The 26505-nt window shown below is 71.4% G+C and carries 25 protein-coding genes; 16 read left to right on the top strand and 9 right to left on the bottom strand.

Translation table 11 applies throughout. From position 1 onward, the window contains the following. Positions 1–30: 30 nt before the first annotated feature. The 10 genes from aroA (at position 31) to Q0W60_RS01435 (ending at position 9924) form a co-directional block, all read left to right on the top strand. The gene (gene aroA / locus Q0W60_RS01480; RefSeq protein ID WP_297691835.1) at positions 31–1356 is read left to right on the top strand and encodes a 3-phosphoshikimate 1-carboxyvinyltransferase; all 1326 of its coding nucleotides are present in this window, start codon (positions 31–33) and stop codon (positions 1354–1356) included. Further along, on the top strand, positions 1357–2004 hold the full coding sequence (gene cmk, locus Q0W60_RS01475; RefSeq protein ID WP_297691833.1) for a (d)CMP kinase: 648 nt from the start codon (positions 1357–1359) through the stop codon (positions 2002–2004). A 124-nt stretch (positions 2005–2128) separates the two neighbouring features. Continuing rightward, a complete protein-coding gene (gene rpsA / locus Q0W60_RS01470) occupies positions 2129–3838 on the top strand; it encodes a 30S ribosomal protein S1 (RefSeq protein WP_297691831.1) in 1710 nt (569 codons plus the stop codon). 199 nt (positions 3839–4037) lie between these two features. Next, on the top strand, positions 4038–4325 hold the full coding sequence (locus Q0W60_RS01465; protein WP_297691829.1) for an integration host factor subunit beta: 288 nt from the start codon (positions 4038–4040) through the stop codon (positions 4323–4325). A 29-nt stretch (positions 4326–4354) separates the two neighbouring features. Then, complete coding sequence (mscL, locus tag Q0W60_RS01460; protein WP_297691953.1) at positions 4355–4816, top strand: large-conductance mechanosensitive channel protein MscL; 462 nt, start codon at positions 4355–4357, stop codon at positions 4814–4816. Positions 4817–4944: 128 nt separating this feature from the next. Further along, positions 4945–5586 carry a phosphoribosylanthranilate isomerase gene (locus Q0W60_RS01455; protein ID WP_297691827.1) on the top strand — a complete coding sequence of 214 codons (642 nt, stop codon included), beginning with the start codon at positions 4945–4947 and terminating at the stop codon, positions 5584–5586. 16 nt (positions 5587–5602) lie between these two features. Next, positions 5603–6835 carry a tryptophan synthase subunit beta gene (gene trpB, locus Q0W60_RS01450; protein ID WP_297691825.1) on the top strand — a complete coding sequence of 411 codons (1233 nt, stop codon included), beginning with the start codon at positions 5603–5605 and terminating at the stop codon, positions 6833–6835. Next, positions 6832–7662, top strand: a complete 831-nt coding sequence (gene trpA / locus Q0W60_RS01445; RefSeq protein ID WP_297691824.1) for a tryptophan synthase subunit alpha — start codon at positions 6832–6834, stop codon at positions 7660–7662. Before trpB ends, trpA begins: the two co-directional genes overlap by 4 nt. 5 nt (positions 7663–7667) lie before the next feature. Further along, positions 7668–8594: an acetyl-CoA carboxylase, carboxyltransferase subunit beta gene (accD, locus tag Q0W60_RS01440; RefSeq protein WP_297691822.1), complete on the top strand. Its 927-nt coding sequence runs from the start codon at positions 7668–7670 to the stop codon at positions 8592–8594. A gap of 13 nt (positions 8595–8607) precedes the next feature. After that, positions 8608–9924, top strand: a complete 1317-nt coding sequence (locus tag Q0W60_RS01435) for a folylpolyglutamate synthase/dihydrofolate synthase family protein (RefSeq protein ID WP_297691820.1) — start codon at positions 8608–8610, stop codon at positions 9922–9924. A gap of 47 nt (positions 9925–9971) precedes the next feature. Here the strand turns inward: Q0W60_RS01435 and trxA are convergent, their stop codons facing one another. From trxA to Q0W60_RS01400, 7 genes are all read right to left on the bottom strand, one after another. Continuing rightward, a complete protein-coding gene (gene trxA / locus Q0W60_RS01430; protein WP_297691818.1) occupies positions 9972–10301 on the bottom strand; it encodes a thioredoxin in 330 nt (109 codons plus the stop codon). 87 nt (positions 10302–10388) lie between these two features. Next, positions 10389–13859, bottom strand: coding sequence for a double-strand break repair helicase AddA (gene addA, locus Q0W60_RS01425; RefSeq protein ID WP_297691951.1), 3471 nt, complete (start codon positions 13857–13859; stop codon positions 10389–10391). 14 nt (positions 13860–13873) lie between these two features. Beyond that, positions 13874–16876 carry a double-strand break repair protein AddB gene (addB, locus tag Q0W60_RS01420; protein WP_297691816.1) on the bottom strand — a complete coding sequence of 1001 codons (3003 nt, stop codon included), beginning with the start codon at positions 16874–16876 and terminating at the stop codon, positions 13874–13876. Then, positions 16873–17598: a nucleotidyltransferase family protein gene (locus tag Q0W60_RS01415; protein ID WP_297691814.1), complete on the bottom strand. Its 726-nt coding sequence runs from the start codon at positions 17596–17598 to the stop codon at positions 16873–16875. Before Q0W60_RS01415 ends, addB begins: the two co-directional genes overlap by 4 nt. Continuing rightward, complete coding sequence (amgK, locus tag Q0W60_RS01410; protein ID WP_297691812.1) at positions 17595–18722, bottom strand: N-acetylmuramate/N-acetylglucosamine kinase AmgK; 1128 nt, start codon at positions 18720–18722, stop codon at positions 17595–17597. Before amgK ends, Q0W60_RS01415 begins: the two co-directional genes overlap by 4 nt. Then, positions 18670–19125 (bottom strand): tRNA (adenosine(37)-N6)-threonylcarbamoyltransferase complex ATPase subunit type 1 TsaE, encoded by a 456-nt coding sequence (gene tsaE / locus Q0W60_RS01405; protein WP_297691810.1) that lies wholly within the window; start codon positions 19123–19125, stop codon positions 18670–18672. The genes amgK and tsaE overlap by 53 nt, the downstream gene beginning before the upstream one ends. Beyond that, positions 19122–19994, bottom strand: coding sequence for a 1-acyl-sn-glycerol-3-phosphate acyltransferase (locus Q0W60_RS01400; RefSeq protein ID WP_297691808.1), 873 nt, complete (start codon positions 19992–19994; stop codon positions 19122–19124). Before Q0W60_RS01400 ends, tsaE begins: the two co-directional genes overlap by 4 nt. A 78-nt stretch (positions 19995–20072) precedes the next feature. Between Q0W60_RS01400 and Q0W60_RS01395 the strand changes: the two genes are divergently transcribed. Further along, positions 20073–21569 (top strand): CoA-acylating methylmalonate-semialdehyde dehydrogenase, encoded by a 1497-nt coding sequence (locus Q0W60_RS01395; RefSeq protein ID WP_297691806.1) that lies wholly within the window; start codon positions 20073–20075, stop codon positions 21567–21569. Between the two features lies 1 nt (position 21570). Here the strand turns inward: Q0W60_RS01395 and Q0W60_RS01390 are convergent, their stop codons facing one another. After that, positions 21571–22017 carry a hypothetical protein gene (locus tag Q0W60_RS01390; RefSeq protein WP_297691805.1) on the bottom strand — a complete coding sequence of 149 codons (447 nt, stop codon included), beginning with the start codon at positions 22015–22017 and terminating at the stop codon, positions 21571–21573. A gap of 89 nt (positions 22018–22106) precedes the next feature. On the opposite strand from Q0W60_RS01390, the gene zapE reads away from it, so the two are divergent. Both zapE and Q0W60_RS01380 read left to right on the top strand, forming a co-directional pair. Next, complete coding sequence (gene zapE, locus Q0W60_RS01385; protein ID WP_297691803.1) at positions 22107–23231, top strand: cell division protein ZapE; 1125 nt, start codon at positions 22107–22109, stop codon at positions 23229–23231. A gap of 109 nt (positions 23232–23340) precedes the next feature. Beyond that, positions 23341–23634: a hypothetical protein gene (locus Q0W60_RS01380; protein WP_297691801.1), complete on the top strand. Its 294-nt coding sequence runs from the start codon at positions 23341–23343 to the stop codon at positions 23632–23634. On the opposite strand, the gene Q0W60_RS01375 is transcribed toward Q0W60_RS01380, so the two are convergent. Continuing rightward, positions 23631–24539 (bottom strand): LysR substrate-binding domain-containing protein, encoded by a 909-nt coding sequence (locus Q0W60_RS01375; RefSeq protein WP_297691799.1) that lies wholly within the window; start codon positions 24537–24539, stop codon positions 23631–23633. The two genes, Q0W60_RS01380 and Q0W60_RS01375, sit on opposite strands and share 4 nt — an antisense overlap. A 171-nt stretch (positions 24540–24710) precedes the next feature. Between Q0W60_RS01375 and sdhC the strand changes: the two genes are divergently transcribed. From sdhC to Q0W60_RS01360, 3 genes are all read left to right on the top strand, one after another. Next, complete coding sequence (gene sdhC, locus Q0W60_RS01370; protein ID WP_297691797.1) at positions 24711–25124, top strand: succinate dehydrogenase, cytochrome b556 subunit; 414 nt, start codon at positions 24711–24713, stop codon at positions 25122–25124. Beyond that, on the top strand, positions 25124–25510 hold the full coding sequence (sdhD, locus tag Q0W60_RS01365) for a succinate dehydrogenase, hydrophobic membrane anchor protein (protein ID WP_297691795.1): 387 nt from the start codon (positions 25124–25126) through the stop codon (positions 25508–25510). Before sdhC ends, sdhD begins: the two co-directional genes overlap by 1 nt. A gap of 7 nt (positions 25511–25517) precedes the next feature. Continuing rightward, a partial coding sequence (locus tag Q0W60_RS01360; protein ID WP_297691792.1) for an FAD-binding protein occupies positions 25518–26505 on the top strand: 988 nt, incomplete at its 3' end.

Genomic DNA, 26505 nt, shown 5'->3' with positions numbered 1-26505 from the left:
AGAAGGCCTCGGGAGGCTCGTTTTCCACCCATGACGGCGCGGCGACTGACCGTCGGGCGGGCGGGTCCGCTGACCGGCCGCGTGCGCGCGCCGGGGGACAAATCCATCTCGCACCGGGCGCTGATCCTGGGCGCGCTGGCGCATGGCGAGACGCAGATCGAGGGACTCCTGGAGGGCGACGACGTGCTGCGCACCGCCGCCGCCATGCGCGCCTTCGGCGCCGAGGCGAGGCGGCGGGGCGAGGGGCGCTGGAGGGTGGTCGGCGCCGGCGGCTTCGCCGAGCCGGCCGACGTCATCGACTGCGGCAACTCCGGCACCGGCGCGCGGCTGATCCTCGGGGCCGCCGCGGGTTTCCCGCTGGCGGCGACCTTCACCGGCGACGCGAGCCTGCGCGAACGGCCGATGCGGCGGGTGCTGAAGCCGCTGGGGGAGATGGGCGCGCGATGGGCGGCGCGCAGCGGCGATCGCTTGCCGCTGACCCTGCAGGGGGGCGGGTTGAAGCGCATCAGCTACCGGCTGCCCGAGCCCTCGGCGCAGGTGAAATCAGCCGTGCTGCTGGCGGGGCTGCACGCCGAGGGGGGAGCCGAAGTGGTCGAGCCGGAGGCGACGCGCGACCACACCGAGCGCATGCTCCGCGCCTTCGGGGCCCGGGTCGAGGTGGCGGAAGAGGGGGGCGGCCGGCGGATCTCGCTGGCCGGCGGCCAGGCGCTGCGCGGCACGCTCGTGCGGGTCCCCGGCGATCCCTCCTCGGCGGCGTTCCCGCTGGTGGCGGCGCTGATCACCCCGGGCTCGGAGGTCACGGTGGAGGGGGTGCTGCTCAATCCCCTGCGCACCGGCCTGATCGAGACCCTGCGCGAGATGGGCGCGGACCTCAGCGTCTCGGACGTTCGCGAAGAGGGCGGCGAGCAGGTGGGCGACGTCACCGCGCGCCACTCGCAGCTGCGCGGCGTGGTCGTGCCGCCCGAGCGCGCGCCCTCGATGATCGACGAATATCCGATCCTCGGCGTCGCCGCGGCCTTCGCCGAGGGCGCGACCGTGATGCGCGGCCTGGCGGAGCTCAGGGTCAAGGAAAGCGATCGGATCGCACTGATGGCGCAGGGCCTTTCGGCCTGCGGCGTGGGCGTGGAGGAAGAGCCGGAAGGGCTGACCGTCGTGGGCTCGGTGCGCGGCAACCACGCCGTGGCGGGCGGCGGGCTGGTCGCCACCCACGGAGACCACCGGATCGCCATGTCGCATCTGGTGCTGGGCCTCGCGAGCGAGGCTCCCGTGGCGGTCGACCAGGCCGGCATGATCGCCACCAGCTTCCCGGGCTTCGCCGAGCTGATGCGCGGCCTGGGCGGGGACATCTCCAGCTAGATGAAGGGCCCGTTCGTCATCGCGGTGGACGGTCCGGCGGCCTCAGGCAAGGGGACGATCGCCAAGCGGCTCGGCGAGACCTACGAGCTGCCGGTGCTCGACACGGGCCTGCTCTATCGGGCGGTGGGCGTGCTCGCGCAGAAGGCGGGGGATATCGATGATCCTGCCGCCTGCAAGGCCGCCGCCGCGACGCTGACCGCCGACCAGCTCGCCGATCCGGCGCTGCGCACGCGCGAGGCGGGCGAGCTCGCCAGCCGGGCGGCGGTGCACCCGCACGTGCGCGAGGCCCTGCTGGCCTTCCAGCAGACCTTCGCCGGCCAGGAGGGCGGCGCCGTGCTCGACGGCCGCGACATCGGCACGGTGATCTGCCCGGACGCCCCGGCCAAGCTCTACGTGACCGCCCGGCCCGAGGTCCGCGCCGAGCGTCGCTGGAAGCAGCTCAGGGCCCAGGGCGAGGCTGTGAGCCTCGACGAGGTGCGCGCCGACATCCGCCGCCGCGACGCCCGCGACGGCCGCCGGGACGCCGCCCCGATGCGCCCCGCGAACGACGCAACCTTGCTCGACACCTCCGAAATGACTATAGAGCAGGCCGCCGATGCGGCCCGCCGCATCGTCGAGGCGGCGCGCGCCCGCTGGGAGACCAGCTGAGCAAATCCAACCGCGCCTCACCTGCGAAAGACGGCTGCGGGCAGATCACACACCTTGGACCGGCGCCAGGCGCCCGACTGCGGCTGCAGCGGGGCCTTGCCGCCATTTGAAAACGAAAGAGAACATGGCTGACGACCTAAGCCTCAATCCCTCGCGCGACGATTTCGCCGCGCTGCTCGACGAATCCCTTGGCGGGCGCGATCTCATGGAGGGCCAGGTGGTCCACGGCAAGGTCGTGGCCGTCGAGAAGGACTTCGCCATTGTCGACGTGGGCCTCAAGACCGAGGGCCGCGTGCCGCTGAAGGAGTTCGGCCAGGGCGAGGACGGCAAGACCGCCTTGAAGCCGGGCGACACGGTCGAGGTGTTCCTGGAGCGCGTCGAGAATGCGCTGGGCGAGGCGGTGATCAGCCGCGAGAAGGCCCGCCGCGAAGAGGCCTGGACGCGCCTGGAAGCCGTCTATGAAAAGAACGAGCCGGTGATGGGCGTCATCGTCGGCCGCGTGAAGGGCGGCTTCACCGTCGACCTGGGCGGCGCCTCGGCCTTCCTGCCGGGCAGCCAGGTGGACATCCGCCCGGTGCGCGACGTGGGCCCGCTGATGGGCCGCGAGCAGCCGTTCGCCATCCTCAAGATGGACCGGCCGCGCGGCAACATCGTGGTCTCCCGCCGGGCGATCCTGGAGGAGGCCCGCGCCGAGCAGCGCACCGAGCTGGTCAGCCAGCTGCAGGAGGGCGAAGTCCGGGAAGGCGTGGTCAAGAACATCACCGACTACGGCGCCTTCGTGGACCTGGGCGGGATCGACGGCCTGCTGCACGTCACGGACATGAGCTGGAAGCGCGTCTCGCACCCGAGCCAGGTGCTGGCGGTGGGGGACACGGTCAAGGTGCAGATCGTCAAGATCAATCCCGAGACGCAGCGCATCTCGCTTGGCATGAAGCAGCTGCAGTCCGATCCCTGGGACGGCGTCGAGGCCAAGTATCCGGTGGGCGCCAAGTTCAAGGGCCGCATCACCAACATCACCGACTACGGCGCCTTCGTGGAGCTGGAGCCGGGGGTGGAGGGCCTGGTCCACGTCTCCGAGATGAGCTGGACCAAGAAGAACGTCCACCCCGGCAAGATCGTCTCCACCTCGCAGGAAGTGGAAGTCGTCGTCCTCGACGTGGACGCCTCCAAGCGGCGCATCTCGCTGGGCCTGAAGCAGGCCATGGCCAATCCGTGGGAAGCCTTCCTTGAGGCCCACCCGATCGGCTCGACCGTGGAAGGCGAGGTCAAGAACGCCACCGAGTTCGGCCTGTTCATCGGCCTCGACAACGACATCGACGGCATGGTGCACCTCTCCGACCTCGACTGGACGGCGCCGGGCGAAGAGGCCATCGCGCGCTACACCAAGGGCGAGCAGGTCAAGGCCAGGGTGCTCGACGTCGACGTCGAGAAGGAGCGCATCTCGCTCGGCATCAAGCAGCTGGCGGGCGATCCGATGTCCGGCGACAGCTACCGCAAGGGGCAGACCGTCACCGCGACCGTCACCGAGGTCACCTCGGGCGGCATCGAGGTGAAGTTCGGCGAAGACGAAGCGCCGATGACCGCCTTCATCCGCAAGTCGGACCTTTCCCGCGACCGCGCCGACCAGCGGCCGGAACGCTTTGCGGTGGGCGATCGGATCGACGCCATGATCACCAACGTGGACAAGGCCGCGCGCCGCGTCTCGCTGTCGGTGAAGGCGCTGGAGATGATCGAGGAGAAGGAGGCCATCGAGAAGTTCGGCTCCTCCGACTCCGGCGCATCGCTCGGCGACATCCTGGGCGCCGCCCTGCGCGAGAAGGCCCAGAAGGACTGACCGCGTTCCTCAGCGGGTTCACGGCCGGACGGCGGATCGGGGAACCGGTCCGCCGTTTGCGTGTGCGTGGGCGACCCACGCGCGTGGGTTGTGGCGGCCACAAATCCGGGCAAGCTTCGCCGTGATCGGGCGTCAGCCCGAATTCCGCCTTGAATACAATGGCTGGTTCGCCCATGGTCGCGCCGTTCGAGGGGCCCGCATGATCAAGTCGGAACTGATCGCCAAACTCGCCGAGGAGAACCCCCACCTCACCCAGCGGGATATCGAGCGCGTGGTGAGCGTCGTGCTGGAGCGGATGATCCAGGCCCTCGAGCAAGGCGGCCGCGTCGAGCTGCGCGGGTTCGGGGCGCTCTCGGTGCGCTCGCGCGAGGCCCGCGCCGGGCGCAATCCGCGCACCGGCGAGCCGGTGGCCGTGCGTGCCAAGCATGTGCCCTTCTTCAAGAGCGGCAAGGAACTGCGCGAGCGGCTCAACGCGACGGACGAGTAGTTTCCTTGGCCGTCAAACTTCCCGATCCGTTGCAGGCCGCGGAGAAGCGGGTCCCGATCCTCGGCGAGTTCCGCGAGTTCATCGCCCGCGGCAACGTCATCGACCTGGCGGTGGGCGTGATCCTGGGCGCCGCCTTCGGCGACATCGTCAAATCGCTGGTCGACGAGGTGGTGATGCCGCCGATCGGGCTGCTGACATCGGGGATAGATTTCGCGCAGCTCAAGTGGGTGCTGAAGCCCGACAACCCGGCGACCAAGGCGAACGAGGAAGTGGCGGTGCACTACGGCGCCTTCCTCAACACCATGATCAAGTTCGTGATCGTGGCCTGGGTGGTGTTCCTGCTGGTCAAGCTGGTGAACACCATCCGCCGCCGCGATGCGGCCAAGCCGGACTCCGAGAAGGCCGCGCCCGGCCCGCAGGAGGCGCTGCTGATGGAGATCCGCGATCTCCTGAAGACCCAGGGCGAGAGCCGCACGCCGACGCGGCATTAGTCCAGACGTCCAGAACTCACGCGCCCGATCGATCCGGCGGGGGCGTTCGGAGAGAACCGGCGACCGGTCGCGGCTGTTCCGGCGCCCGCGGCCTTGCGGCTGGGCTGTCGAGGGCCTTTATCGGGGCCATGGCGGTCAGCGCGAAAATCTGCGGGGTGAGCACGCCCGAGGCGATCCGCGCGGCGCTGGCGGGCGGCGCGGCTTATCTGGGCTTCGCGTTCATCGAGGCGAGTCCGCGCAGGCTTCCGATCGAGGCGGCCGCCCGGCTGGCCGAAGCGGTCCGCGGGCGGGCGAAGATCGTGGCCGTCGCGGTCGATCCGACCGACGGCGACGTCGATCGCATCGCCGAAGGGCTTCGGCCCGACTTCATCCAGCTGCACGGGCGCGAGACGCCGGCCCGCGCGCGGGCGGTCGCCGCCCGCTCGGGCGCGGGTGTGATCAAGGCCCTTCCCGTCGCGGAGCCCGCAGACCTGGAGGCGGCGGCCGACTACGAGGCCGTGGCCGAGCACCTGATGTTCGACGCCAAGCCGCCGAAGGACGCCGAGCGCGCCGGCGGCCTCGGCGCGCCGTTCGACTGGAGCCTGCTCGCCGGCCGGGCCTTCCGCCGGCCGTGGTTCCTGGCGGGAGGGCTCAACCCCTGGAACGTCGCCGAGGCCGTGCAGCGCTCCGGCGCGCCGATGGTCGACGTTTCCTCTGGCGTGGAGCGCGGTCCCGGACTAAAGGACCCGGCCTTGATCACGGCGTTCCTGGACGCCGCCCGCAAGGCCTGACGCCCCAAGCGCACCCGTGAACGCCCCCACATCGAGACCTGCAGGCCGGCCCAACGACTACACGGCCTATCCGGACGCCGAGGGCCGCTTCGGCGACTATGGCGGTCGCTTCGTGCCCGAGACCTTGATGCCGCTGGTCCACGAGCTGGATGCGGCCTATCGGGCGGCGAAGGCCGATCCAGCCTTCCAGGCCGAGCTCGCCGGCTACCTGAAGCACTATGTGGGCCGCCCCTCGCCGCTCTATTTCGCCGAGCGCCTGAGCGCGCACCTGGGCCGAGCGCGGGTCTACTTCAAGCGCGAGGAGCTGAACCACACCGGCGCGCACAAGATCAACAACTGCATGGGCCAGATCCTGCTGGCCATGCGGATGGGCAAGACCCGGATCATCGCCGAGACCGGCGCCGGTCAGCACGGCGTGGCCACCGCGACCGTCTGCGCCCGCTTCGGCCTGCCCTGCGTGATCTACATGGGCGAGGTGGACGTGGAGCGGCAGAAGCCGAACGTCTTCCGCATGAACCTGCTGGGTGCGGAGGTGCGGCCGGTCGCGTCGGGCTCGGCCACCCTCAAGGACGCGATGAACGAGGCGCTGCGCGACTGGGTCACCAACGTCCACGACACCTACTACCTGATCGGCTCGGCGGCGGGGCCGCACCCCTATCCGGAAATGGTCCGCGATTTCCAGTGCGTCATCGGCCGCGAGGCGCGGGCGCAGATCCTCGAGGCCGAGGGGCGGCTGCCCGACGCGTTGGTGGCTTGCGTCGGCGGCGGCTCCAACGCCATCGGCCTGTTCCACCCATTCCTCAACGACGAGGGGGTGAGGCTGTTCGGCGTGGAGGCCGCGGGCGAGGGGCTGGACGCGCGCCACGCCGCGGCGATCAACGGCGGCCGCCCCGGAGTGCTGCACGGCAATAAGACCTATCTGCTGCAGGACGCCGAGGGCCAGATCACCGAGGCGCACTCGATTTCCGCCGGCCTTGATTATCCCGGCATCGGCCCGGAGCATTCCTGGCTGCACGACGTGGGCCGCGCGACCTACCTGACCGCCACCGATGCGGAGACGCTGGAGGCTTTCCAGCTCTGCGCCGAGCTCGAGGGCATCATCCCGGCGCTGGAGAGCGCTCACGCGCTGGCGCGGCTGCCGGAGATCTGCCGCGAGGTGGGTCCCGACGGGATCGTGGTGCTGAACCTCTCCGGCCGTGGCGACAAGGACGTGGCCACGGTGGCGCAGGCGCTGGGGCGGCGGATTTGAGATCGCGGATCGAGGCGCGCTTCGCCGACCTGAAGCGCGAAGGCCGGGCGGGCTTCGTGCCGTACATCATGGCGGGCGACCCGGACGCCGGGACGGCGCTCGCCATCCTCAAGGGCTTGCCGGGCGTCGGCGCCGACCTGATCGAGCTGGGCTTCCCGTTTTCCGATCCGATGGCCGAGGGGCCGCCGATCCAGCGGGCGGCGCAGCGCGCGCTGAAGGCCGGCATGACGCTCTCGGGCGTTCTGGAGCTGGCGCGGCGGTTTCGGGAGGGCGATCGGGCGACGCCGCTGATCCTGATGGGCTACATGAACCTGATCCTGCACCGCGGGATCGCGGCCTTCGCCCGCGACGTGGCCGAGGCCGGGGTCGACGGCGTGATCGTCGTCGATTGCCCGCCGGAGGAGGCGGGCGAGCTTGCCGACGCGCTGGACGGTGCGGACGTCTCCCTGATCCGCCTCGCCACGCCGACCAGCGACGATGCGAGGCTCCAGGTGGTGGCGAGGCGGACTTCCGGCTTCGTCTACTACGTCTCGGTGGCCGGGGTGACCGGGGTCAAGGAGGCCGACGCGACGGCGGTCGCGCCGATGGTCGAGCGGGTGCGCCGCGCCTCCGACTTGCCGGTGGCGGTCGGATTCGGCATCAAGACGCCGGAGCGCGCCGCGGCGATCGCCCGCGTCGCCGATGCGGTCGTGGTCGGCTCCGCGTTGGTGGATGAAGTGGCCGACGCGGCGGAGATGAACGAAGACGTGACCGGCCGGGTTCTTCTCAAGGCCGAATCGTTGGCTAAGGCTGTGCGCTCCGCACGCATCGGCCAAACGACGGTCTAAGACCCATGGCGATGGCTGACCAGAAGAACGACAAGCCCGCACGTCCCGCCGCCGCTCCACGCGAGCGCTCCGGTTGGCTGTCGCGGATTGCGCCGGGGGTCCGCAAGGCGTTCGCCAAGCGCGAAACACCGGAAAACCTCTGGGTGAAATGCCCCGAGACCGGCGAGATGATCTATCGGCCCGATCTCGATGCGGCGCTGTGGGTGACGCCGTCCGGCCATCACATGCGGATCGGCGGGCAGCAGCGGCTGCGCTACACCTTCGACGGCGGCAAGTTCGAGACCATCGCCGCGCCCGTGCTCAAGGACGATCCCCTCGGCTTCGTCGGCGATAAGGCCTACATCGACCAGCTGAAAGCCGCGCGCAAGGCGACCGGCGAGTACGATTCCATCAGCATCGGCTATGGCGCCATCCGCGGCCAGCCTGCGGTGGTCGCCGTGCAGGACTTCGCCTTCATGGGCGGCTCTCTCAGCCGCGCGGTGGGCGAGGCCTTCATCAAGGCGGCGCAGGAGGCGGTGCGGCGGGGCGCGCCGTTCGTGATCTTCACCGCCTCGGGCGGGGCGCGGATGCAGGAGGGCACGCTGTCCCTGATGCAGCTCGCCCGCACGACCCTGGCGGTGAACGAGGTGAAGGCCGCCAGGCTGCCCTACATCGTGGTGCTGACCGACCCGACGATGGCGGGTGTCATGGCCTCCTACGCCATGCTGGGCGACATCCATCTCGCCGAGCCCAACGCGCTGATTGGCTTCACCGGACGACGGGTGATCGAGCAGACCATCCGCCAGACGCTGCCGGCCGGCTTCCAGCGCGCCGAGTTCCTGGAGGAGCACGGGGTGATCGACAAGATCGTCCCCCGCCCCGACCTCCCCGAGGTGCTGGCCTCCATCCTGCAAACCCTGACGATGGGGCGAGCCCGCCAGCACGCCGCCTGATATAGAGCCGCCGATGTACGATCCGATCCGCGCGTCGGACGCGGTGATCCAGCGGCTGCGCGCCAACCATCCGAGCCTGATCGACCTGACCACGGGGCGGGTGGAGCGGCTGCTCGCCGTGCTCGGCCATCCCGAGCGGAAGCTGCCGCCGGTGATCCACGTGGCCGGGACGAACGGCAAGGGCTCGACGGTCGCCTACCTGCGGGCCATCGGCGAGGCGGCGGGGCTTCGCGTGCACGCCATCACCTCGCCGCACCTCGTGCGGTTCGCCGAACGCATCCGGCTGGCCGGCGCGCTGATCAGCGACGAGGCGCTCGCTGCGCTCATCGACCGCGTGGAAGCCGCCAACGCCGGCCAGCCGATCAGCTTCTTCGAGATCACCACGGTGATCGCCCTGCTGGCGTTCGCCGAGGCGCCGGCCGACCTCTGCATCGTCGAGGTGGGGCTGGGCGGCCGCTTCGACGCCACCAATGTGTTCGCCGCGCCGGCCGTCAGCGTGATCACCCCGGTCGACTACGACCACCTGGAGATGCTGGGCCCGGAGCTCTGGAAGATCGCCTGGGAAAAGGCCGGGATCATCAAGGCCGGCCGGCCGGCGGTGGTGGCCCGGCAGATGGACGAGGCGCTGGAGGTGATCGAGCGGGAGGCGGACGACCGCATGGCCCCGCTGTTCCTGATGGGCCGCGACTTCGACGTCTGGGAGGAGCGCGGGCGGCTGATGGTGCAGATGCCCGACCGGCTGCTCGATCTGCCGCCGCCGGCGCTGTTCGGCGGGCACCAGTTCGAGAACGCCGGTCTGGCCGTGGCGGCCGCGCTGACCTGGAAACGGGAGCTCTCCGACCAGGCGATCGCCGCGGGGGTGTCGTCCGCCTGCTGGCCCGCGCGCTTCCAGCGGCTGACCAAGGGCCCGATCGCCAGCCTCACCAAGTCACGCGGCGCGGACCTGTGGCTCGACGGCGGCCACAACCCGCATGCCGGCCGGGCGCTGGCCGAGGCCGCCTCGCGGCTGGTCGACCGCGACCCCCGGCCGCTGGTGCTGGTGGCGGGCATGTTCGCGCGGAAGGACGCCGAGGGCTTCTTCCGCCCGTTCGCCGAGATGCACCCGAAGGTGTTCGCGACCACCTTCGACAGCCCCAATGCCGCGCCGGCGGCCGACATCGCCGCGGCCGCGCGGGCGGCGGGGCTCGAGGCCGAGACCGTGGCGAGCGTCGAAGCGGGCGTCCGCCGGGCCTTGGCGATCGAAGGGCCGCCACCCCATCTGCTGGTCTGCGGCGGGCTGCACTTCGCCGGCGAGGTGCTGGCGATGAGCCCCGAGACCTGGCCGACGTGACGCTGTGAAGAACCCGCTCTTCCCGCGAACGCGAGCTTCGACCAGACCTACGCCGAGACGCCGACCTCGTTCAGCCACTCGACGATCTTCTGCTTGGGCATGGCGCCGACCTTCATGGAGGCCATCTGGCCGCCCTTGAACAGCATCATGGTGGGGATGCCGCGCACCCCGTAGCGCGAGGGCGTGATGGGGCTTTCCTCGATATTGAGCTTGGCGACGGTCACCTTGCCGGCGAACTCCTCGGCGATCTGCTCGAGCGCCGGCGCGATCTGTTTGCAGGGACCGCACCACTCCGCCCAGAAATCCACCAGCACGGGCTGGACGGCGGTCAGGACGTTCTGTTCGAAGGAATCGTCGGTAACCTTGACGCTGCTCATGATGGTGGCTCCTAAACCGCAGGACGGGCGCGAAACGCCGGGCCCGCGTCTTCCGATCCGCCGATGTAGGTGGCGCTATTCCTCGTATCAACCGGCGCCGCTGAGTCCCGCAAGCGTCGCGGCTATCAAGTTTTCTGGCACGGCCATGAGCTTGGGCCCGTCGGTCCAGACGATGGCGGCGTCGATGCGGCGGCCCGGGAACACGTCAGCCAGCACCGCCCAGTAGATCGCCATCTGGCGCAGATAGGCGGGATCGGCGTCCTCGATGCGCGTGGGCGCAGGCCGGTTGGTCTTGAAGTCGGCGACCAGCACGCGCTCGGGCAGCACCACCAGCCGGTCGACGCGGCCGGAGACCCTGAGGCCCTCCGGGAGGGCCCCGGCCACCCCGGCGATCGCCACCTCCGCCCGCGAACCTTCGCCGAACACCTCGGCGAAGCGGGCGTCCTCGAGAACGGAAAGCGCCGCGGCGGCCATCTCCGCCCTGTGCGCCTCGGTGAGATCGCGTTCGCGCGCCAGGAGGGCCGAGGCGGCGGCCGCTCGTTCGGCCGGCGGCAAATCGGGCAGCAGCTGCAGCAGCTTGTGGATCAGCTCGCCCCGGCGGAAGCGGCCGAGGCCGCCCGAGCGGGCGAGCGGCGACGTGGCGGCCGCCCGGGCGTCATCGCCGAGGTCGGAGGGCGAGGCGTAGCGGCCGAACGGCTCGCCGGGAGCGGCTCGCAGAGCCCAGTCGGGCAATCCCGCGGCTCCCGGGCCGGCAGGTTCGGCGCGACCGAGGACTCGCGGATCGGGGCCGTAGCGCTGGATCTCCATGTCGCCGCAGCGGACAGTGCGGACTTCCGGCGCGATGGCCTGATGCGCCATCGCTTCGGCGACAGCGCCCCACCAGCCCTTGAGCTTCGCCGGATCGGTGCGCTTCGGCAGGCGGCCGCAAAGCACCAGCCGGTCGCGCGCGCGGGTCAGCGCCACATAGAGCAGGCGGTAGGCCTCGTCCTCCTCGCGTTTGGCCCGCCGAGCCCGGGCCGCTCCCGAGGCTTCGCAGTCCTTGCCCGAGGCGGAGCACCAGAGGAAGCCGCCGTCTTCCGTCTCCATCAGCGGCGAGCCGCGCTGGGTCTGGGTGAGCGTAGTCTCCGGCAGGATGACGATCGGCGCCTCGAGGCCCTTGGCGCCATGGGCGGTCATCACCCGCACCTCGTCGCGGGCCTGCTCCATCTCGCGCTTCACGGTGATCGAGAGGCTCGCGAAATCGAAGGCGAGGCGCTCGAGGTCGTGCACGCCGCGCGCTTCGGCCGCCAGAACCTGGGCCAGGAATTCGTCGAGCGCATCCTGCGCCTCCGAACCGAGGCGCTTCAGCAGGCGCTTGCGCATCGAGCGGCCGTCGCCATCGGTCAAGCCCAGCACGCGGCCATAGAACTCGAACGGGCGGCTCTCCCGCGCGACGTCCAGCGCCTGGGCCAGGAACGCCTGCGCCGCCTCCCATTCCGGCCGCTCCGTCGCGCGGCGTCCGAGCCGGGTCCAGAGGTTCTCATCGCGCCCGATTCCCAGCGCATAGAGGCTCTCGTCGGTGACATCGCAGAAGGGGCTGCGCAGCAGGGCCGCGAGCGTCAGCTCGTCGGTCGGGAACAGGGCGAACCTGGCCAGCCCCAGGAGATCGTCGAAGACGATGTGTTCCGAGAGCGCCAGCCGATCGGCGCCGGCCACCGGCACCCCCTCCTGCTTGAGCGCCCGGAGGATCTCCTCGAACAGCGCGCGCCGGCGGCGCACCAGGATCAGCACGTCGCCTGCGCGGGACGGCCGCCAGTCCTTGAGCTCGCTGTCGTAGACCGCCTCGCCGCGGGCGATCAGACCCTTCACCTCGCGCGCGATCTTGCCGGCGAGCGTCTTGGTCGCGCTGTGCTCGGGCAGCGCGTCGAGCGGCGCGTCCCAGGCGCTGCGCTCGGGCGCGTCGGGCTCGGGTTCCAGCGGCCAGAGGTCGACGCAGCCTCGATGGCCGGCGCGGTAGGGCGCCGCATCGTGGCGGACCTCGTCGCCGGCGCCCTGGATCGCCTCGGCCAGGGCGGGCGGCGCGAAGACCGCGTCCACGAAGCCCAGCACCTCGGGCGTCGATCGCCAGGAGGTGATCAGGTCCACCCGCGCCAGCTCGCGGCCCGCCTCGGCCGCGCGCTGCGCATACTCGGCGCGCTTGCGGAGCAGCAGCTGGGCCTGCGCGCCCTGGAACGAGTAGATCGACTGCTTGACGTCGCCGACCACGAACAGGTTGCGCGCGAGCTCGGTCGGCCGCTCGCGGCCCGCGCCGGCGAAGAATTCGTCGGTCAGCGCATCCACGATCTTCCACTGCTCGGGCGCGGTGTCCTGCGCCTCGTCCAGCAGGATGTGGTCGATGCCGCCGTCGAGCTTGTAGAGCACCCAGGCGGCCGCCGCGCTGTCCCGCAACAGATGGCAGGTCTTCTCGATCAGGTCGGTGAAATCCAGGGCGCCGAGCGCATCCTTCTCGATCCGGTAGGCCTTGAGGTAGGCGTCGGCGAGCCGGAGCGCGTAGATCGTGTCCTGCGCCACGTTCGCCGCCTTGAGCTCCTCGCGGACGGCTTCGAGGCGCGACTGCTCGGCCAGCAGGCCGGCGCGCACGTCCGGCCGCGGCCGCAACGCCCTCGCGGCGCCGATCCACTTCGCCGGCTCGCCGTCCTGGTTGAAGAACAGGCCGAGCGCCTCGAAGAAATGGGCTTCGGGATCGCCGAGCACGGCGGCCATCGCCTGCGCCCGCCCGCGGTCCTGGGCGCCGCCCTCGGCGAGCAGGTCAGCGGCGGCGCGCCAGAGCTCCCGGTCCAGCTGCGCCATCGCGCGGGCGGCCAGCGTTTCCGGGCCGGCGCCGGGCGGCAGGCGGCACGTCCCCCAGACCCAGGAGATCGCGCCCTCCAGGCCGCCCTGGCCGGCGAAGAATTCGGCGAGCACGCCGCGCTTCGCCTCGAACTCGGCGAACATCGCCTGGAACGCCTCGAAATGCAGCGCCACCGACATGCGGCCGTAAGCTTCGGTGAGCGCGTCGTCGTGCGAGAGCGTGTAGCGCGCCACGGCCCGCTTGGCGGCCTCGGCCACTGCCGCGGCGGCCGCGTCGTCCATCACCCGGAAGCTCGGCGAAACGCCCGCCTCGAGGGGGAAGCGGCGCAGCAGCTTCTCGCAGAAGGCGTGGATGGTCTGGATCTTGAGGCCGCCCGGCGTCTCCAGGGCCTGGGCGAACAACGCCCGCGCATCGGAGAGTCGTCGTGAATCGGCTGGGTCGACCCACTCGCCGATGAGTTCGGTCAGCCGCTCGGCAAGCTCCCGGCCGGCCATCACCGACCAGCCGCCGAGCCGCTGGTAGAGCCGGCGCTGCATCTCGGCGGCGGCGGCCTTGGTGTAGGTGACGCACAGGATGGTCTCCGGTGCGGCCCCGGCCAGCAGCAGGCGCGCCACCCGGTCGATCAGGGTCTTGGTCTTGCCGGAGCCGGCGTTGGCGGTGACGAACGCCGACAACGACGGATCGGCCGCCCGCGCCTGCGGGTCGCGCGGTTCGGCCGGAGCGAGCATCAGGTCGAGCAGGCTCAATCGTCCATCCCCTCGCCGGAGGTGGACCATTCGAACACCCGCGCCAGGTGGTCGTACTCGGAGGCGTAGGTGCGCACGAATTGCGGCGCGGTGCGCGAGGTGTAGCCGTGGGCCGGGTCCCGGTAGTGGCGCACGAGCCGCGCGAGGCCTTCCAGCGCGTCTGCGGCCGCGGCCCCGCTCTGCAGCACCTTGTCGCCGTCGCCGCTGGAGGAGGCGCGCACCTCCTCGCGGCCCGGCGGCTGCCGGCCGGTGACCTCCAGGTAGATCAACTCGCCGGGCTGGGCGGCCGGCAGGCCCTGGAAGCCGCCCTCCGCGAGGATGGCCGCGGTCAGGGTCAGCTGCGGCGAGAAGCCGTACGCCACCATCTTCCGCGACGGCGCGTGGCCGGTCTTGTAGTCGAGCACATGGCCCAGACCGTCGGGCCCGATCTCGATGCGATCGGCCTTCGCCGAGAGCCGGAAGGCCTCGCCGTCGACGATGAGGTCGGTCGCGCCCGTCTGCTCCACGTGCACGGCGCGGCCGTCGGCGCGCCGGCGCATCTCCAGTTCGGCGACCCACTGCGCGGCTTCTCGGGCGAGCGCCGCCTCGCGCGCCAGCGCTTCGCTGGTCAGCCCCTCCTGGCGCAGCGCCGCGAGATAGAGGGCCGCGAACCGCTCGGCCGCCTGTGGCGGGGGTTCGTTCCGCCAGGCCCCGGAGAACTGCTCGAAGGCCCGATGGATGGCGGTTCCGCGGGCGCGGGCGTCCACCGCCTGGTCGGGCCGGTCGAGCGCGCGCAGCTGCAGGAGGTCCCGGGCCCAGACGGAATAGGGATCGCGCGTCAGGGCCTCCACCCGGGTCACGAACATCGCCCTCGGCCGGTCCGCCGCGGGCGGCCTGGGCGAGGGCCGCGGCGCGGGAGCGGGCTTGCCGCCGGCGTCGATCTCCCGCGCCCAGGCGAGCGCCGCCGGGCGGCCGGGGATGGCGACGCCCGCGCCGCGGGCCAGCGTCTCCAGCCGCCACAGCCAGCGGCTCTTCACCGAGGGCGCGCCCTCGCGCCGCTCGGTATGCAGCAGGATCACTTCCGGCGCGCAGGCGGCCTGCGCGAAATCATGGGCGGCGAGGCCGATCCGCCGCTCGGGCGAGGGCAGGTCCAGCGCGGCGCGCATCGGCCGCGACAGGAAGGGATCGAGCGGCGCGGCTCTCGGCCAGACGCCTTCCTCCAGGCCCGCCACCACCAGACGGTCCGCGCGCACCATGCGGGCCTCGATGGCGCCCAGGACGCGCAGCCGCGGATGGGTCGCGCCGCCGCCGCGGACCGTCTCGCCTTCCATCAGCCGCGCCAGCAGGTCGGCGAACCCGTGGGGGCGGACCAATGGCAGGGCGGCGTCGTCGATCAGCGCGCCCAGCAGCCGCGACATCGCTTCGCCGGCGTGGCCGGTCCAGAGCGGCCCCGTCCCGCCGGACTCGCGGGCGCAGACCGCCTCCATGGCCGCCGCCAGCCGCCTGGCCGCGGCGGCCGGGGGATCCCACTCGCTCGGCCAGGCGAGGCTCTCGACGATCGCCTGCAGGCGCGCAGCAAGCGCAGCGGCGCCGTCGTGCTTGAGCTCGGCGATCAGCCCGGCCCAGTCGTGCGGCCGCGGCCCGCGCAGCCCCCGTGTCTCCAGGCGCGCCGCCGCCGCAGCCGGCCCCAGGCGCGCAAATGGATGCTTCAGCACGCCAAGCAGCGCGACCGGGTCCAGCGGGTCGGCCGCCAGCCGTGCGAGCAGTCCCGCCAGCACGCCGCAGGGCGTGGCCGCGAGCGGCTCGCCGACCGAGCTGTCCGGCGCCACGCCCCAGCGCGCCAGCTTCGCCGTCACCCGCCGGGCGAGCGCCTGGTCCGGCGTGACCAGGGCGGCGGTCCGATCCGGCGTCTCCAGCGTCTCGCGCAGCAGCAGCGCGGCCGCCGTCGCCGCCTCCTCCTCCGAGGCCGCGCTCACCAGCGACAGGCCGGAAAGGCCGGTGACGATCCCGTCCAGGCCTGTGGCTTCATCCTTGGCCTTCAAGCCCTCGATCACCTGCAGCCAGTCCGCCGTGCGGCCGGCGGGGCGGAGCGCCTCGTTGATCAGCCGCTGGCGCGCGCCGCCCGCGCCGAGATCGAGCCCGAAGGAGGCGGGCCAATCCTCGACCTGCCGCCGTTCCATCCATGCATCGCCCAGCAGACGCTTCAGCGCTCCTTGCGGATGCTGCACGTCCACCTCGGCCCAGGCTTCGTCGGAGAGCGCCTTGTCGAGCCCGGGAAGCACCACGCAGCCGCGCGGCGCATTGGCGATGGCGATCAGCAGCTCGCGCGTGGCCGGCGCCGTGCCGGTCGAGCCGGCGGCAACCAGCACCCCTTCCGGCGGAGCCTCGGCCCAGCGCTCGGCCAACCTGCGCAGCAACGCCACCCGACGCGCGCTCACGTCGACGAGGCCCAGCTCGGCGAGCCGCCTGGGCCAGGCGACGATCGCCGCTTCGAGGAACTGCCGCGAGACCTGCCAGTGCTCGGCGAGATCGTCGGCGACCAGGGCCTCCAGCCGACCTTCCAGCTCGACCTCCTCGATCTGGGCGGAATCGAACAGGCCGCCCAGCGCGTCGGCCAGCTCCAGGACGCCGGCGGCGGTCAGCTCGCGCCCGAGGTGGCGCGCCTCGGCGGTCACCAGCCGGGTCAGCTCGAAGCGCCGCGCCAGGGGATCGATGGCCGCCGGGAGGTCGAGAGCGATGTCGCCCGGCTCGAACGGCGGCTCGCCCTCGTCGAGATCGCCCAGCGGCCGCATTTGCGGCGGCAGGACCGCGCCGGCCTCGGCGACCGCCACGAAGGCGTCGGCCAGGGCGCGGGCTCCCCTACGGGTCGGCGCCAGAACGATCGCCTGGGACAGCGCCTCCGGTCCCTCGGCGGCGAGCGCCTCATGCAGGCCCCGGGCGAGGTCGCGCACGAACGGGCGATGCGCGGGAATCGTGAACCAGCGCGGCGCGGGCCCGTCCAGGAAGCCCGGTCCGGTCACGTCAGCTCCTTGAGCCTCGCCTCGGCGGCGTCGCGCGCGGCGGGATCGCCGACGTGCATCCAGAACGCCTCCATGGCCGCGCCATGCAGGCGGCCCTGCGCCTGCAGCCGGCGCCAGACGGGCTGGATGGGGAACGGCTCCTCCCCAGGCTCGGGATCGAGCACCTGCGGCTTGAGGATGCCGACCCCCACATTGGCGAACGGGGTGACCACCTCCGGCGAGGTCGAATGGGTGAGCCGGCCCGCCGCGTCCATGAAGAAGCCCTGCGGCCCTTCGAAGCCGATGCCGTGGCCGCGGCGCACCACCATCAGCAGCAGGTCCATGGCCTTGGGGGCCCAGGCGCGCTTGACGGTCTCCAGAGCGGGTGTCGCCCCCTCCAGCCAAAGCGAATCGATGTTGGCGACCCAGATGGGGGCCTCGCCCAGCAGCGGCCGGGCGCGCTGAATGCCGCCGCCGGAATCCAGCAGCCGTTCCCGCTCGTCGGAGATCAGCAGCTCCAGGTCGCTGCGCCTGGCGAGGTGCGCCTCCACCTGCTCGGCGAAGTGGTGCACGTTGACCACGGCGCGCTCGACGCCTGCGTCGCGCAGCCGGTCGAGGACGTGATCGATCAGCGTCTTGCCGGCCACCTCCACCAGCGCCTTGGGCTTGTGGTCGGTCAGCGGCCGCATGCGGGTGCCGAGCCCCGCGGCCAGCACCATGGCGGTCTTCGGGCCCGAGGTCATGCGCGCGCCTCGGCGGGAATGTGGCGGTCCAGCCAGGCCTTTAGGTCGGCGAGGGCCGGATCGGCGAGGCACCGGTCGAGATAGCCCCAGAGCCTCGGCAGGAAGCTGGCGTAGCGGGGCTTGCCGTCGCGTGTCACGAGACGGGCGAAGATGCCGATGATGCGCACGATGTTGAGCGCCCCCAGCGCGTGGTAGTCGGCCAGCATCTGCGCACGGTCGGCCTCCGGACGCAGCCGGAAATAGCGCTCGAGCGCGTGCGTCTCGAGGTCCGCCGAGACATCGCGCCGGGCGTCGTGCAGCAGCATCGAGAGATCCCATACCGGATGGGCCCTCAGCGCGTCCTGGAAGTCGAGCAGGCCGACGCGGGCCGCGCCTTGCCGATCCGGGAGCCAGATCAGGTTCTCGGCGTGGTAGTCGCGATGGCAGAAGACGCTCGCGCCGGCCGCGCCGCGGGCGCGGATCGGGCCCCAGATCGCCTCCCACTCGGCGACCGCGTCGGGACCGAGCGCGATCTCGGGCTTCAGCCTCGGCAGCCACTCGACGAACAGCCGCTCGGCGGTGGCGAGCGCCGTCTCGTCGTAGGTCAGGAGCGGCCAGACCGCGCCGTCGTAGGCGAGCACGTCGGGCGGGCTGACGGCGTGCATCCTGGCGAGCGCTGCGACGGCGTCGTCGTAGAGCGGCGCCTCGGCCTGGCCGGCCTCGATCAGGCGGGCGAACAGGTCGTCGCCGAGATCCTCCAGCACCGCCAGCCCGCGCGCCGCATCGGACGCCAGCACCGCAGGCGCCGAGAGGCCCTGGGCGCGCAGCCAGCCGGCCGTGGCGATGAAGGCGTCGACGCGGCCGGCGGCGAGCCGGGCCAGGGCGTTGTAGCCGGCCGCCGTGCGCTCGGCCGGCGTGGCGTCCGGCGGACAGGGCGCGCTCTCCAGCGCCGGCGGCTGGTCCATGAAGATCAGGCTCGCGCCGGTGGGCAGGCGCAGCCGCTCGTAGGCGCGCGTCGAGGCGTCGCCGCTCAACGGCTCGCGGACCGCCGCGCCGAACCCGTGGGCCCGCAGGAAGCCGGCCTTCTCGGCGTCACGATGCGGAACGGGAGCCAAACTCAAGCTTGCGTCCTTCCCAGGCGCCATGCGGGATCAGCCGTGCGCGGCGGCCCGCGCCCTCGAAGGCGATCTCTACATCGAGTCGGTCGGCGGGCAGGCGGCCCGCCAGCCGCTCCGGCCACTCGATGATCGCGGCCCCTTCCTCCAGCGCCTCGTCCAGACCGATCTCATAGGCCTCGTCCGGGTTCGAGAGCCGATAGAGGTCGAAATGGGCGACACGCAGTCGCGGGCCTTCGTAGAACTGCACCAGGGTGAAGCTGGGCGACGGGACCTCCTCGGCCGGCGAGGTCAGCGCGCGGACCAGGGCGCGCGCCAGCGTCGACTTGCCGGCGCCCAGCGGACCCGACAGGCAGACGCTCTCTCCGGGCCGGAGCAGGCCGGCGAGCGCGGCGCCCAGCCGGGCCGTGGCGGCCTCGTCGGCGAGCCTCATGCGAAGGCTTGGCCGGGATGCTGCGGCAGGGCCCGCTCGACGTAGCCCTTCAGCCGTTCGACCACCTCTGCGGCCTCGCCGTAGAGCGCCTCCGGCGGGATCGCCGGCCCCGCGGTGAGGCGGAACGCGCCGCCCTCCTTGTTGAGCAGTTCGTGGAACAGGGTGATGTCGCGCAGCTCGGGAGAGAAGCGGTCGAAGAGGTGGAACAGGCCCGACCACGGCCCGGCCACGTGAATCGGGGCGATCGGCGCCTCGTGACGACGGGCGAGGGAGATGGCCGTCGGCGCCCACGGCGGATCGGAGAGCCGGCCGTCCGCGCCGCGCCGCGCGAGCCGCCCGGACGGGAAGATGACCAGGCAACGCTCGGCCTCGAGCGCCTCCTTGGTGAGCTGCAGGGTGAGCCGGGTGCGCTCGCGCGTGCGCTTGGCCTCCACCCACTCCACCGGGATCAGCACCTCCGTCAGCCGCGGCGAAACGCGGTGCGCGTCGGAGTTGGCGTAGAAGCACAGGTCCGGCCGGATCGCCTTCAGAGCGTCATAGACCGCGATTCCGTCCGCGATGCCGGTCGGGTGGTTGCACACCACGATGAGGCGCCCCCTGCGCGGTATGCGCTTCAGGCCCGTCGTGGCGGTCTCGAGCTTCAGGAGCTCCGATATGTGCGCCAACGCCTGAGGTCCTGGCATCGGCGCAATGGCGTCGGCCATTCGGCGCGCCTTGGCGTAGTCGAGCATCCGGTAGAGCAGCGGTCTGAGGATCGGCCAGAGCGGCGTCGCCGACAGTTTCGGGGCCCGCTCGACGATCAGCACGTCGACGATGTGGTCATGGCCGCCGCCGCGGGGCAGGACCTGGGCGTGCGGGAGCGCCGTCATGGGGGAAGGATGCGCCGTGTCGCGCCGGGCGGGCAACTCCCCTAGCCGTCCGCCCCCGGCGGGCCTAAAACGCCGGCCATGCGTGACATCACCCATTTCATCGACGGCGCCTCGGTCGCCGGCAGCAGCGGTCGCTTCGGCGAGGTGTTCAACCCCAACACCGGCGAGGCGCAGGCCCGGGTCGCCTTCGCCAACCCCGCCGAGGTCGACAAGGCGGTCGCCTCGGCGTTGCGCGCCCAGCAGACCTGGGCGCTGGTCAACCCGCAGCGGCGCGCCCGCGTGATGTTCGAGTTCAAGCGGCTGGTGGAAGCCCGCCTGGAGGAGCTGGCGGAGCTGCTCTCCTCCGAGCACGGCAAGGTGCTGGCCGACGCGCGCGGCGACGTGCAGCGCGGCCTGGACGTCATCGAGTTCGCCTGCGGCATCCCGCACGCCATGAAGGGCGAGTACACCGAAGGGGCCGGACCCGGGATCGACGTCTATTCGATGCGCCAGCCGCTGGGCGTGGTCGCCGGCGTCACGCCGTTCAACTTTCCCGCCATGATCCCGATGTGGATGTTCGGCGTCGCCATCGCCGTCGGCAACAGCTTCATCCTCAAGCCGTCCGAGAAGGACCCCTCCGTCCCGGTGCGATTGGCGGAGCTGATGCTGGAGGCGGGCGCGCCCCGGGGCGTGCTGAATGTGGTGCACGGCGACAAGACCGCCGTGGACGCCATCCTGAACCACCCCGACATCAAGGCGGTGAGCTTCGTGGGCTCCTCGGACATCGCGGCCTACGTCTACGCCCACGGAACCGCGACCGGGAAGCGCGTCCAGGCCATGGGCGGGGCGAAGAACCACGGCATCCTGCTGCCGGACGCCGACTTCGAGCAGGCTGCCAAGGACATCGTCGGCGCCGCCTACGGCTCGGCCGGCGAGCGCTGCATGGCGCTGCCGGTGGTGGTGCCGGTGGGCCAGAAGGCGGCCGACGAGATCCGCGAGCGGGTTCTGGCCGAGATCGAGACCCTGAAGGTCGGGCTCTCGACCGATCCGGCGGCGCAGTATGGGCCGGTGGTCACCGCGGCGCACAAGAAGCGGATCGAGGACTACATCCAGATGGGCGTCGACGAGGGCGCCGAACTCGTGGTCGACGGCCGCGGATTCAAGCTGCAGGGCTACGAGAACGGCTTCTTCATCGGCCCCTCGCTCTTCGACGGCGTGAAGCCTTCGATGCGCACCTACCAGGAGGAGATCTTCGGCCCGGTCCTGCAAATCGTCCGCGCCGACAGCCTGGAAGAGGCTATCGCGCTCCCTTCCGAGCACCAGTACGGCAACGGCGTGGCCATCTTCACCCGCAACGGCCGCGCCGCGCGCGAGTTCGCCTCCAGAGTGAACGTCGGCATGGTCGGCATCAACGTGCCGATCCCGGTGCCGGTCGCCTACCACACGTTCGGCGGCTGGAAGCGCTCGGCGTTCGGCGACATCAACCAGCACGGCATGGAAGGTGTCCGCTTCTACACCAAGACCAAGACCGTCACCGCCCGCTGGCCCGAAGGCGCCGTGGACGAGCAGGCCTTCGTCATCCCGACGATGCAGTAGCTCAGGTCCGCCGGCTGACGATGTCCTTGTTGAGCTGGCGGGTGCGCCGGCCCTGGCCGCGCTCGGCTTCGGTCTTGACGCCGCGGCGGCTGTGATTGGCCGAGCGCGTCATCGACTCGTCGCCGCCCTCGCCCCAGTCCTGCTCGGGATCGTCGTCCTGGCCCACATCGTGGATGTCGACACCCGCCGGCGTGCTGGCGCCGAGGTCGCCGGCGTCGTCGATCCCCGCGGCGTCGCGGTCATCGATAGCCGATCCGCCCGCGTCGTCGCCAGGCGTCGCCTCCCGGCTCTGATCGAACGGCTCCAGGCGCTGCGGGTCGGTCGCGTGCTTGTCGGGGTTCGCCGCCCGCTGCGCGTTCAGCTCCTTCTGGCCCAGGCCCAGGCCCTGCCTCTCGGCGCGGTTGGCGGCTGGGGTCGAGGTGCGAAAGGTGCGGTCGTCTTCGGCCATGGGACCTCTCCTTCTGCCTGAGGCCTCAACCCCCCGCGCGCCGCGCTGTTCCTTGCCGAACGGGCGCGGCGCGGCTAGGCGGGATCGCGATGCCGTCCGCGCTGCGAGCCGCCTATGACGAGCGCCTGGCCGCGGGCGAGATCCGGCCTGATGCGGCCCAGGACGCGGCCTTGCGTGCGCTCCTGCGGCTGGAGGGAGAGCTCGCGGAGGCCACGGCCCCGTCCACGGGTCTGAAGCGGCTGTTCAGGAAGTCGGAGGCGGCGCCGCGGGGGCTTTATCTGTTCGGCCCCGTAGGGCGTGGGAAATCCATGCTCATGGACCTGTTCTTCGAGACGGCGGTCGCAGAGCCGCGGCGACGAACCCACTTCCATGTCTTCATGGGCGAAATCCACAGGCTGATCGACGCCTGGCGCAAGGGCTCGCCCGCCGAGCGCAGGGCGCGCTTCGGCCAGGCCAAAGGCGACGATCCGATTCCGCCGGTGGCGACATTGATCGCCGAGCGGGCGCGCCTGCTCTGCTTCGACGAGTTCCAGGTCACCGACATCGCCGACGCGATGATCCTGGGCCGCCTGTTCGAGGCCCTGTTCGAAGCCGGCGTGACCCTGGTCGCGACCTCGAACCGCCCGCCCGACGAGCTCTACAAGAACGGCCTCAACCGGCAGCTCTTCCTGCCGTTCATCGAGCTCCTGAAGGCCAAGGTTGAGATCGTGGAGGTGGGCGGTCGTCACGACTACCGGCTCGATCGGCTGAGGGCGGCCGGCGCCTGGTTCTCGGCGATCGATCCGGATAACGAGCGCAGCTTCGATCGGCTCTGGCGCGACATGCTGGGCAAGGAGGAGGAGAGCGGCGCGACGCTGGAGGTGCTGGGCCGCAAGATGATCCTGCCCCACGCGGCCGGCGGGCTGCTGCGTGCGAGCTTCGCGAGCCTCTGCTCGGTCGCGCTGGGCCCCAACGACTATGTGGCGCTGGCCGAGGCGTTCCACACCGTCTTCCTGGAGGATGTGCCCAAGCTCACGTCCAACCGGCGCGAGGAGGCGCGCCGGTTCGTGATCCTGATCGATGCGCTCTACGAGGCGCGAACGAAGCTGATCGTGCTCGCCGATGGTCAGCCCTCGCAGCTCTATCCGGCGGGCGACGGCGCCTTCGAATTCGAGCGCACCGCCTCGCGCCTGCAGGAGATGCGCTCGGCCGAGTGGCTGGAGGATCGCGAGTAGCCCTTCGACTGCGACCTGTGAGGAGACCGTCCCGGGCCTCATCGTTCCATCAAATATCAACGGTGTCGGAATAGGACGCGCGCAGATGGGATGCCGGAGTGCTCGACTCATGAAGGCGGAGATGGATGCTCCGGCGACGCGAAGCCAAAAGACGATCGGCGCCCTGATCATAGCGACCTCGCTCGCGCTGTTCTTCGCCTGGGGAGGGCTCTTCCAGCTTTTCGGCCACGCGATCCGTCTCAATTTTGCAACCGTCGGCTTCTTCGGTTGGGTGCTGACCGGAATGTTCGGCGTTGGTTACGCCCATGCCGGCCGGCGCGGCGGGGCGCGAATGGCTGCGGGCTTCGCGGTGCTGGTGGCCATTGCCGTGCTGCGCGGGGTCCTGCGCGGCGCCTATGGCTAGCCTGGCCGTGAGAGATGCGCGTCTGAGGCTCTCAAGCTCTCGACCAGCTGGCGGGCGTAGGGGCGGAGCTCCGCCTCGGCGCGGATGACGATCTTCAACTCGCGGACGGCCCACTCGTCGGCGAGCTCGACGACGCCCAGCCGCATGGTTCTCGCCGCGCGCGCGGCTGTGGTCTGCGGCACCACGCCCACGCCCACGCCGCACTCCACCAGCCGGCAGACCGCGTCGAACGAGCGGAGCTGCACGCGCAGGCGCAGCGGGCGCCCCTCGCGAGCGGCGCGGGCGGCAAGGAACCGCTGCAGGGAGCTCGCCCGGTCGAGCCCAACGAACTCGCAGTCCAGCACCTCGGCGAAGGGGACGCGGCCGCGCGCCGCCAGCGGATGGTCCGCCGCCGTCACCACCACGAAGCGGTCGGAGCGGAACGGATAGGTGGCGAGCGCGCCGATATCGACCGTGCCGGCCACGATGCCCACGTCGGCGACGCCCTCCGCGATCAGCCCGACGATCTCGTCCGACAGCCGCTCCTCCAGGTCGACGCTGACCTGCGGGTGCTCGGCCAGGAACGACGACAGCGCCTCCGGCAGGAATTCGGTGAGCGCATTGGTGTTGGCCAGCAGCCGCACCTCGCCGGAGAGGCCGCCGGCGAACGCGCCCAGGTCCTCCCGCAGGCGGGCGCTCTGGGCCAGCATGGCGCGCGCATGCCTCAGCAGCGTGCGGCCCGCCTCGGTGGGAGTGATCCCCTGGCGCGAGCGGATCAGCAGCGGCGCGCCGAGCGCCTCCTCCATGCGGCGGATGCGGGTCGAGGCGGCGGCGAGCGCGAGCGCGCTGCGATGCGCCCCGCCGGTGATCGAGCCGGCTTCGACGACGTCGCAGAACAGCCTGAGGTCGGTGAGGTCGTAGCGCATGGGGCCTTCGCGATCTGCGAAGGAAACCTACAGCAATCACGCATTGTCCGAGAGGTGGAAACGGCGTCTCGTTTCGGTCCTCGCGAAGGATGGTACGGGCGCGCTGGAGGCTTCGTTGACACCCCGGGGCTTGCGCTTAAAAGCCGGGGTCAAGCGGGTGCGGGAGGCCCGATGGTCATGACGGACGCCACCAAGGCAGGGCGCGAACGCCCGCTCTCCCCCTTCGTCTCGGTGTGGCGCTGGCACATCACCATGGCCGCCTCGATCGCCCACCGGGTCACTGGCGTCGCGCTCTACGTCGCGGCGCTGATCGCTGCGGCGTGGGCGATCTCGCTCGCCAGCGGCCCCGACGCCTACGCCGCCTTCAAGGCGGTCATGGCCTCGCCGATCGGCCTGGTGGTGATGTTCGGTCTGACCGTCAGCTTCTTCTACCATCTCGCGAATGGCGTGCGGCACCTGGTGTGGGACACGGGCCGGGGCTTCGATATCAAGACGGCCAACGCCTCGGCGGTGCTGGTGATCGCCTTCGCGCTCGCCGCGTCCATCGCGATCTGGGTGATCGCCGCCATGACCGGAGCGATCTGATGTCGAGCTATCGCACCCCCTTGTCGCGCGCCCGCGGACTGGGATCGGCCAAGCACGGCGTCGGCGACTGGATTTCCGAGCGGGTGGGCGCGATCGCCCTCGTGCCGCTGACCCTGTGGGCGGTGTTCGCGGTCCTCAGGCTCGCGGCCGGCGACTACGGCTTCGCAGTGGCCTGGATCACCCAGCCGCTGAACGCCGTGCTGATGGCGCTCACCCTGGTGGTCAGCTTCTGGCACATGCAGGCCGGGCTGCGGGTGGTGATCGAGGACTATGTCGAGACCGGCGTCGGCAAGACGGCGCTGCTGGTCCTCAACCTCTTCGTCTGCGGGCTGGCCGGTGCGCTCGCCGTCTTCTCCATCCTGAAGGTCGCGCTCAGCGGCGCGTGAGGGACCCATGGCGACCTACGAGTTCATCAATCACAGGTACGACGTCGTCGTGGTGGGAGCCGGCGGCTCGGGACTGCGCGCGGCGCTCGGCTGCGCCCAGGCCGGGCTGAAGACCGCCTGCATCAGCAAGGTCTTCCCGACCCGCTCGCACACGGTCGCGGCGCAGGGCGGCATCTCCGCCAGCCTCGGCAACATGGGCGAGGACGACTGGCGCTGGCACATGTACGACACCGTCAAGGGCTCGGACTGGCTGGGCGACCAGGACGCCATCGAATACATGGTCCGCAACGCTCCGGCGGCGGTCTACGAGCTGGAGCACTGGGGCGTGCCCTTCTCGCGCACCGAGGACGGCAAGATCTACCAGCGCGCCTTCGGCGGCATGACCCGCAATTACGGCGAGTCGCCGATCCAGCGGACCTGCGCGGCGGCCGACCGCACCGGCCACGCCATGCTGCACACCATGTACGGCCAGTCGCTGGCGCACGAGACCGAGTTCTTCATCGAGTACTTCGCGCTCGACCTGATCATGGACGAAGGCGTCTGCCGCGGCGTCACCGCCTGGAAGCTCGACGACGGGACCCTGCACCGCTTCCAGGCGCAGCTGGTCATCCTGGCGAGCGGCGGCTACGGCCGGGCGTACTTCTCCTGCACTTCGGCGCACACCTGCACCGGCGACGGCAACGGCATGGTGCTGCGCGCCGGCCTGCCGCTGCAGGACATGGAGTTCGTGCAGTTCCACCCGACGGGGATCTATGGCGCCGGCTGCCTGATCACCGAGGGCGCCAGAGGCGAGGGCGGTTACCTCACCAACTCCGAGGGCGAGCGGTTCATGGAGCGCTATGCCCCCTCGGTGAAGGACCTCGCGCCGCGCGACATGGTCAGCCGCGCCATGACCATCGAGATCCGCGAGGGCCGCGGTGTCGGCCCAAAGAAGGATCACATTTTCCTGCATCTCGATCACCTCGATCCCGCCGTCTTGCACGAACGGTTGCCCG

The organism is Phenylobacterium sp. (assembly GCF_025934275.1).
GTDB lineage: Bacteria > Pseudomonadota > Alphaproteobacteria > Caulobacterales > Caulobacteraceae > Phenylobacterium.
Note: the sequence above shows the minus strand (reverse complement) of the source record. Positions and strands in the feature narration are given on the sequence as shown.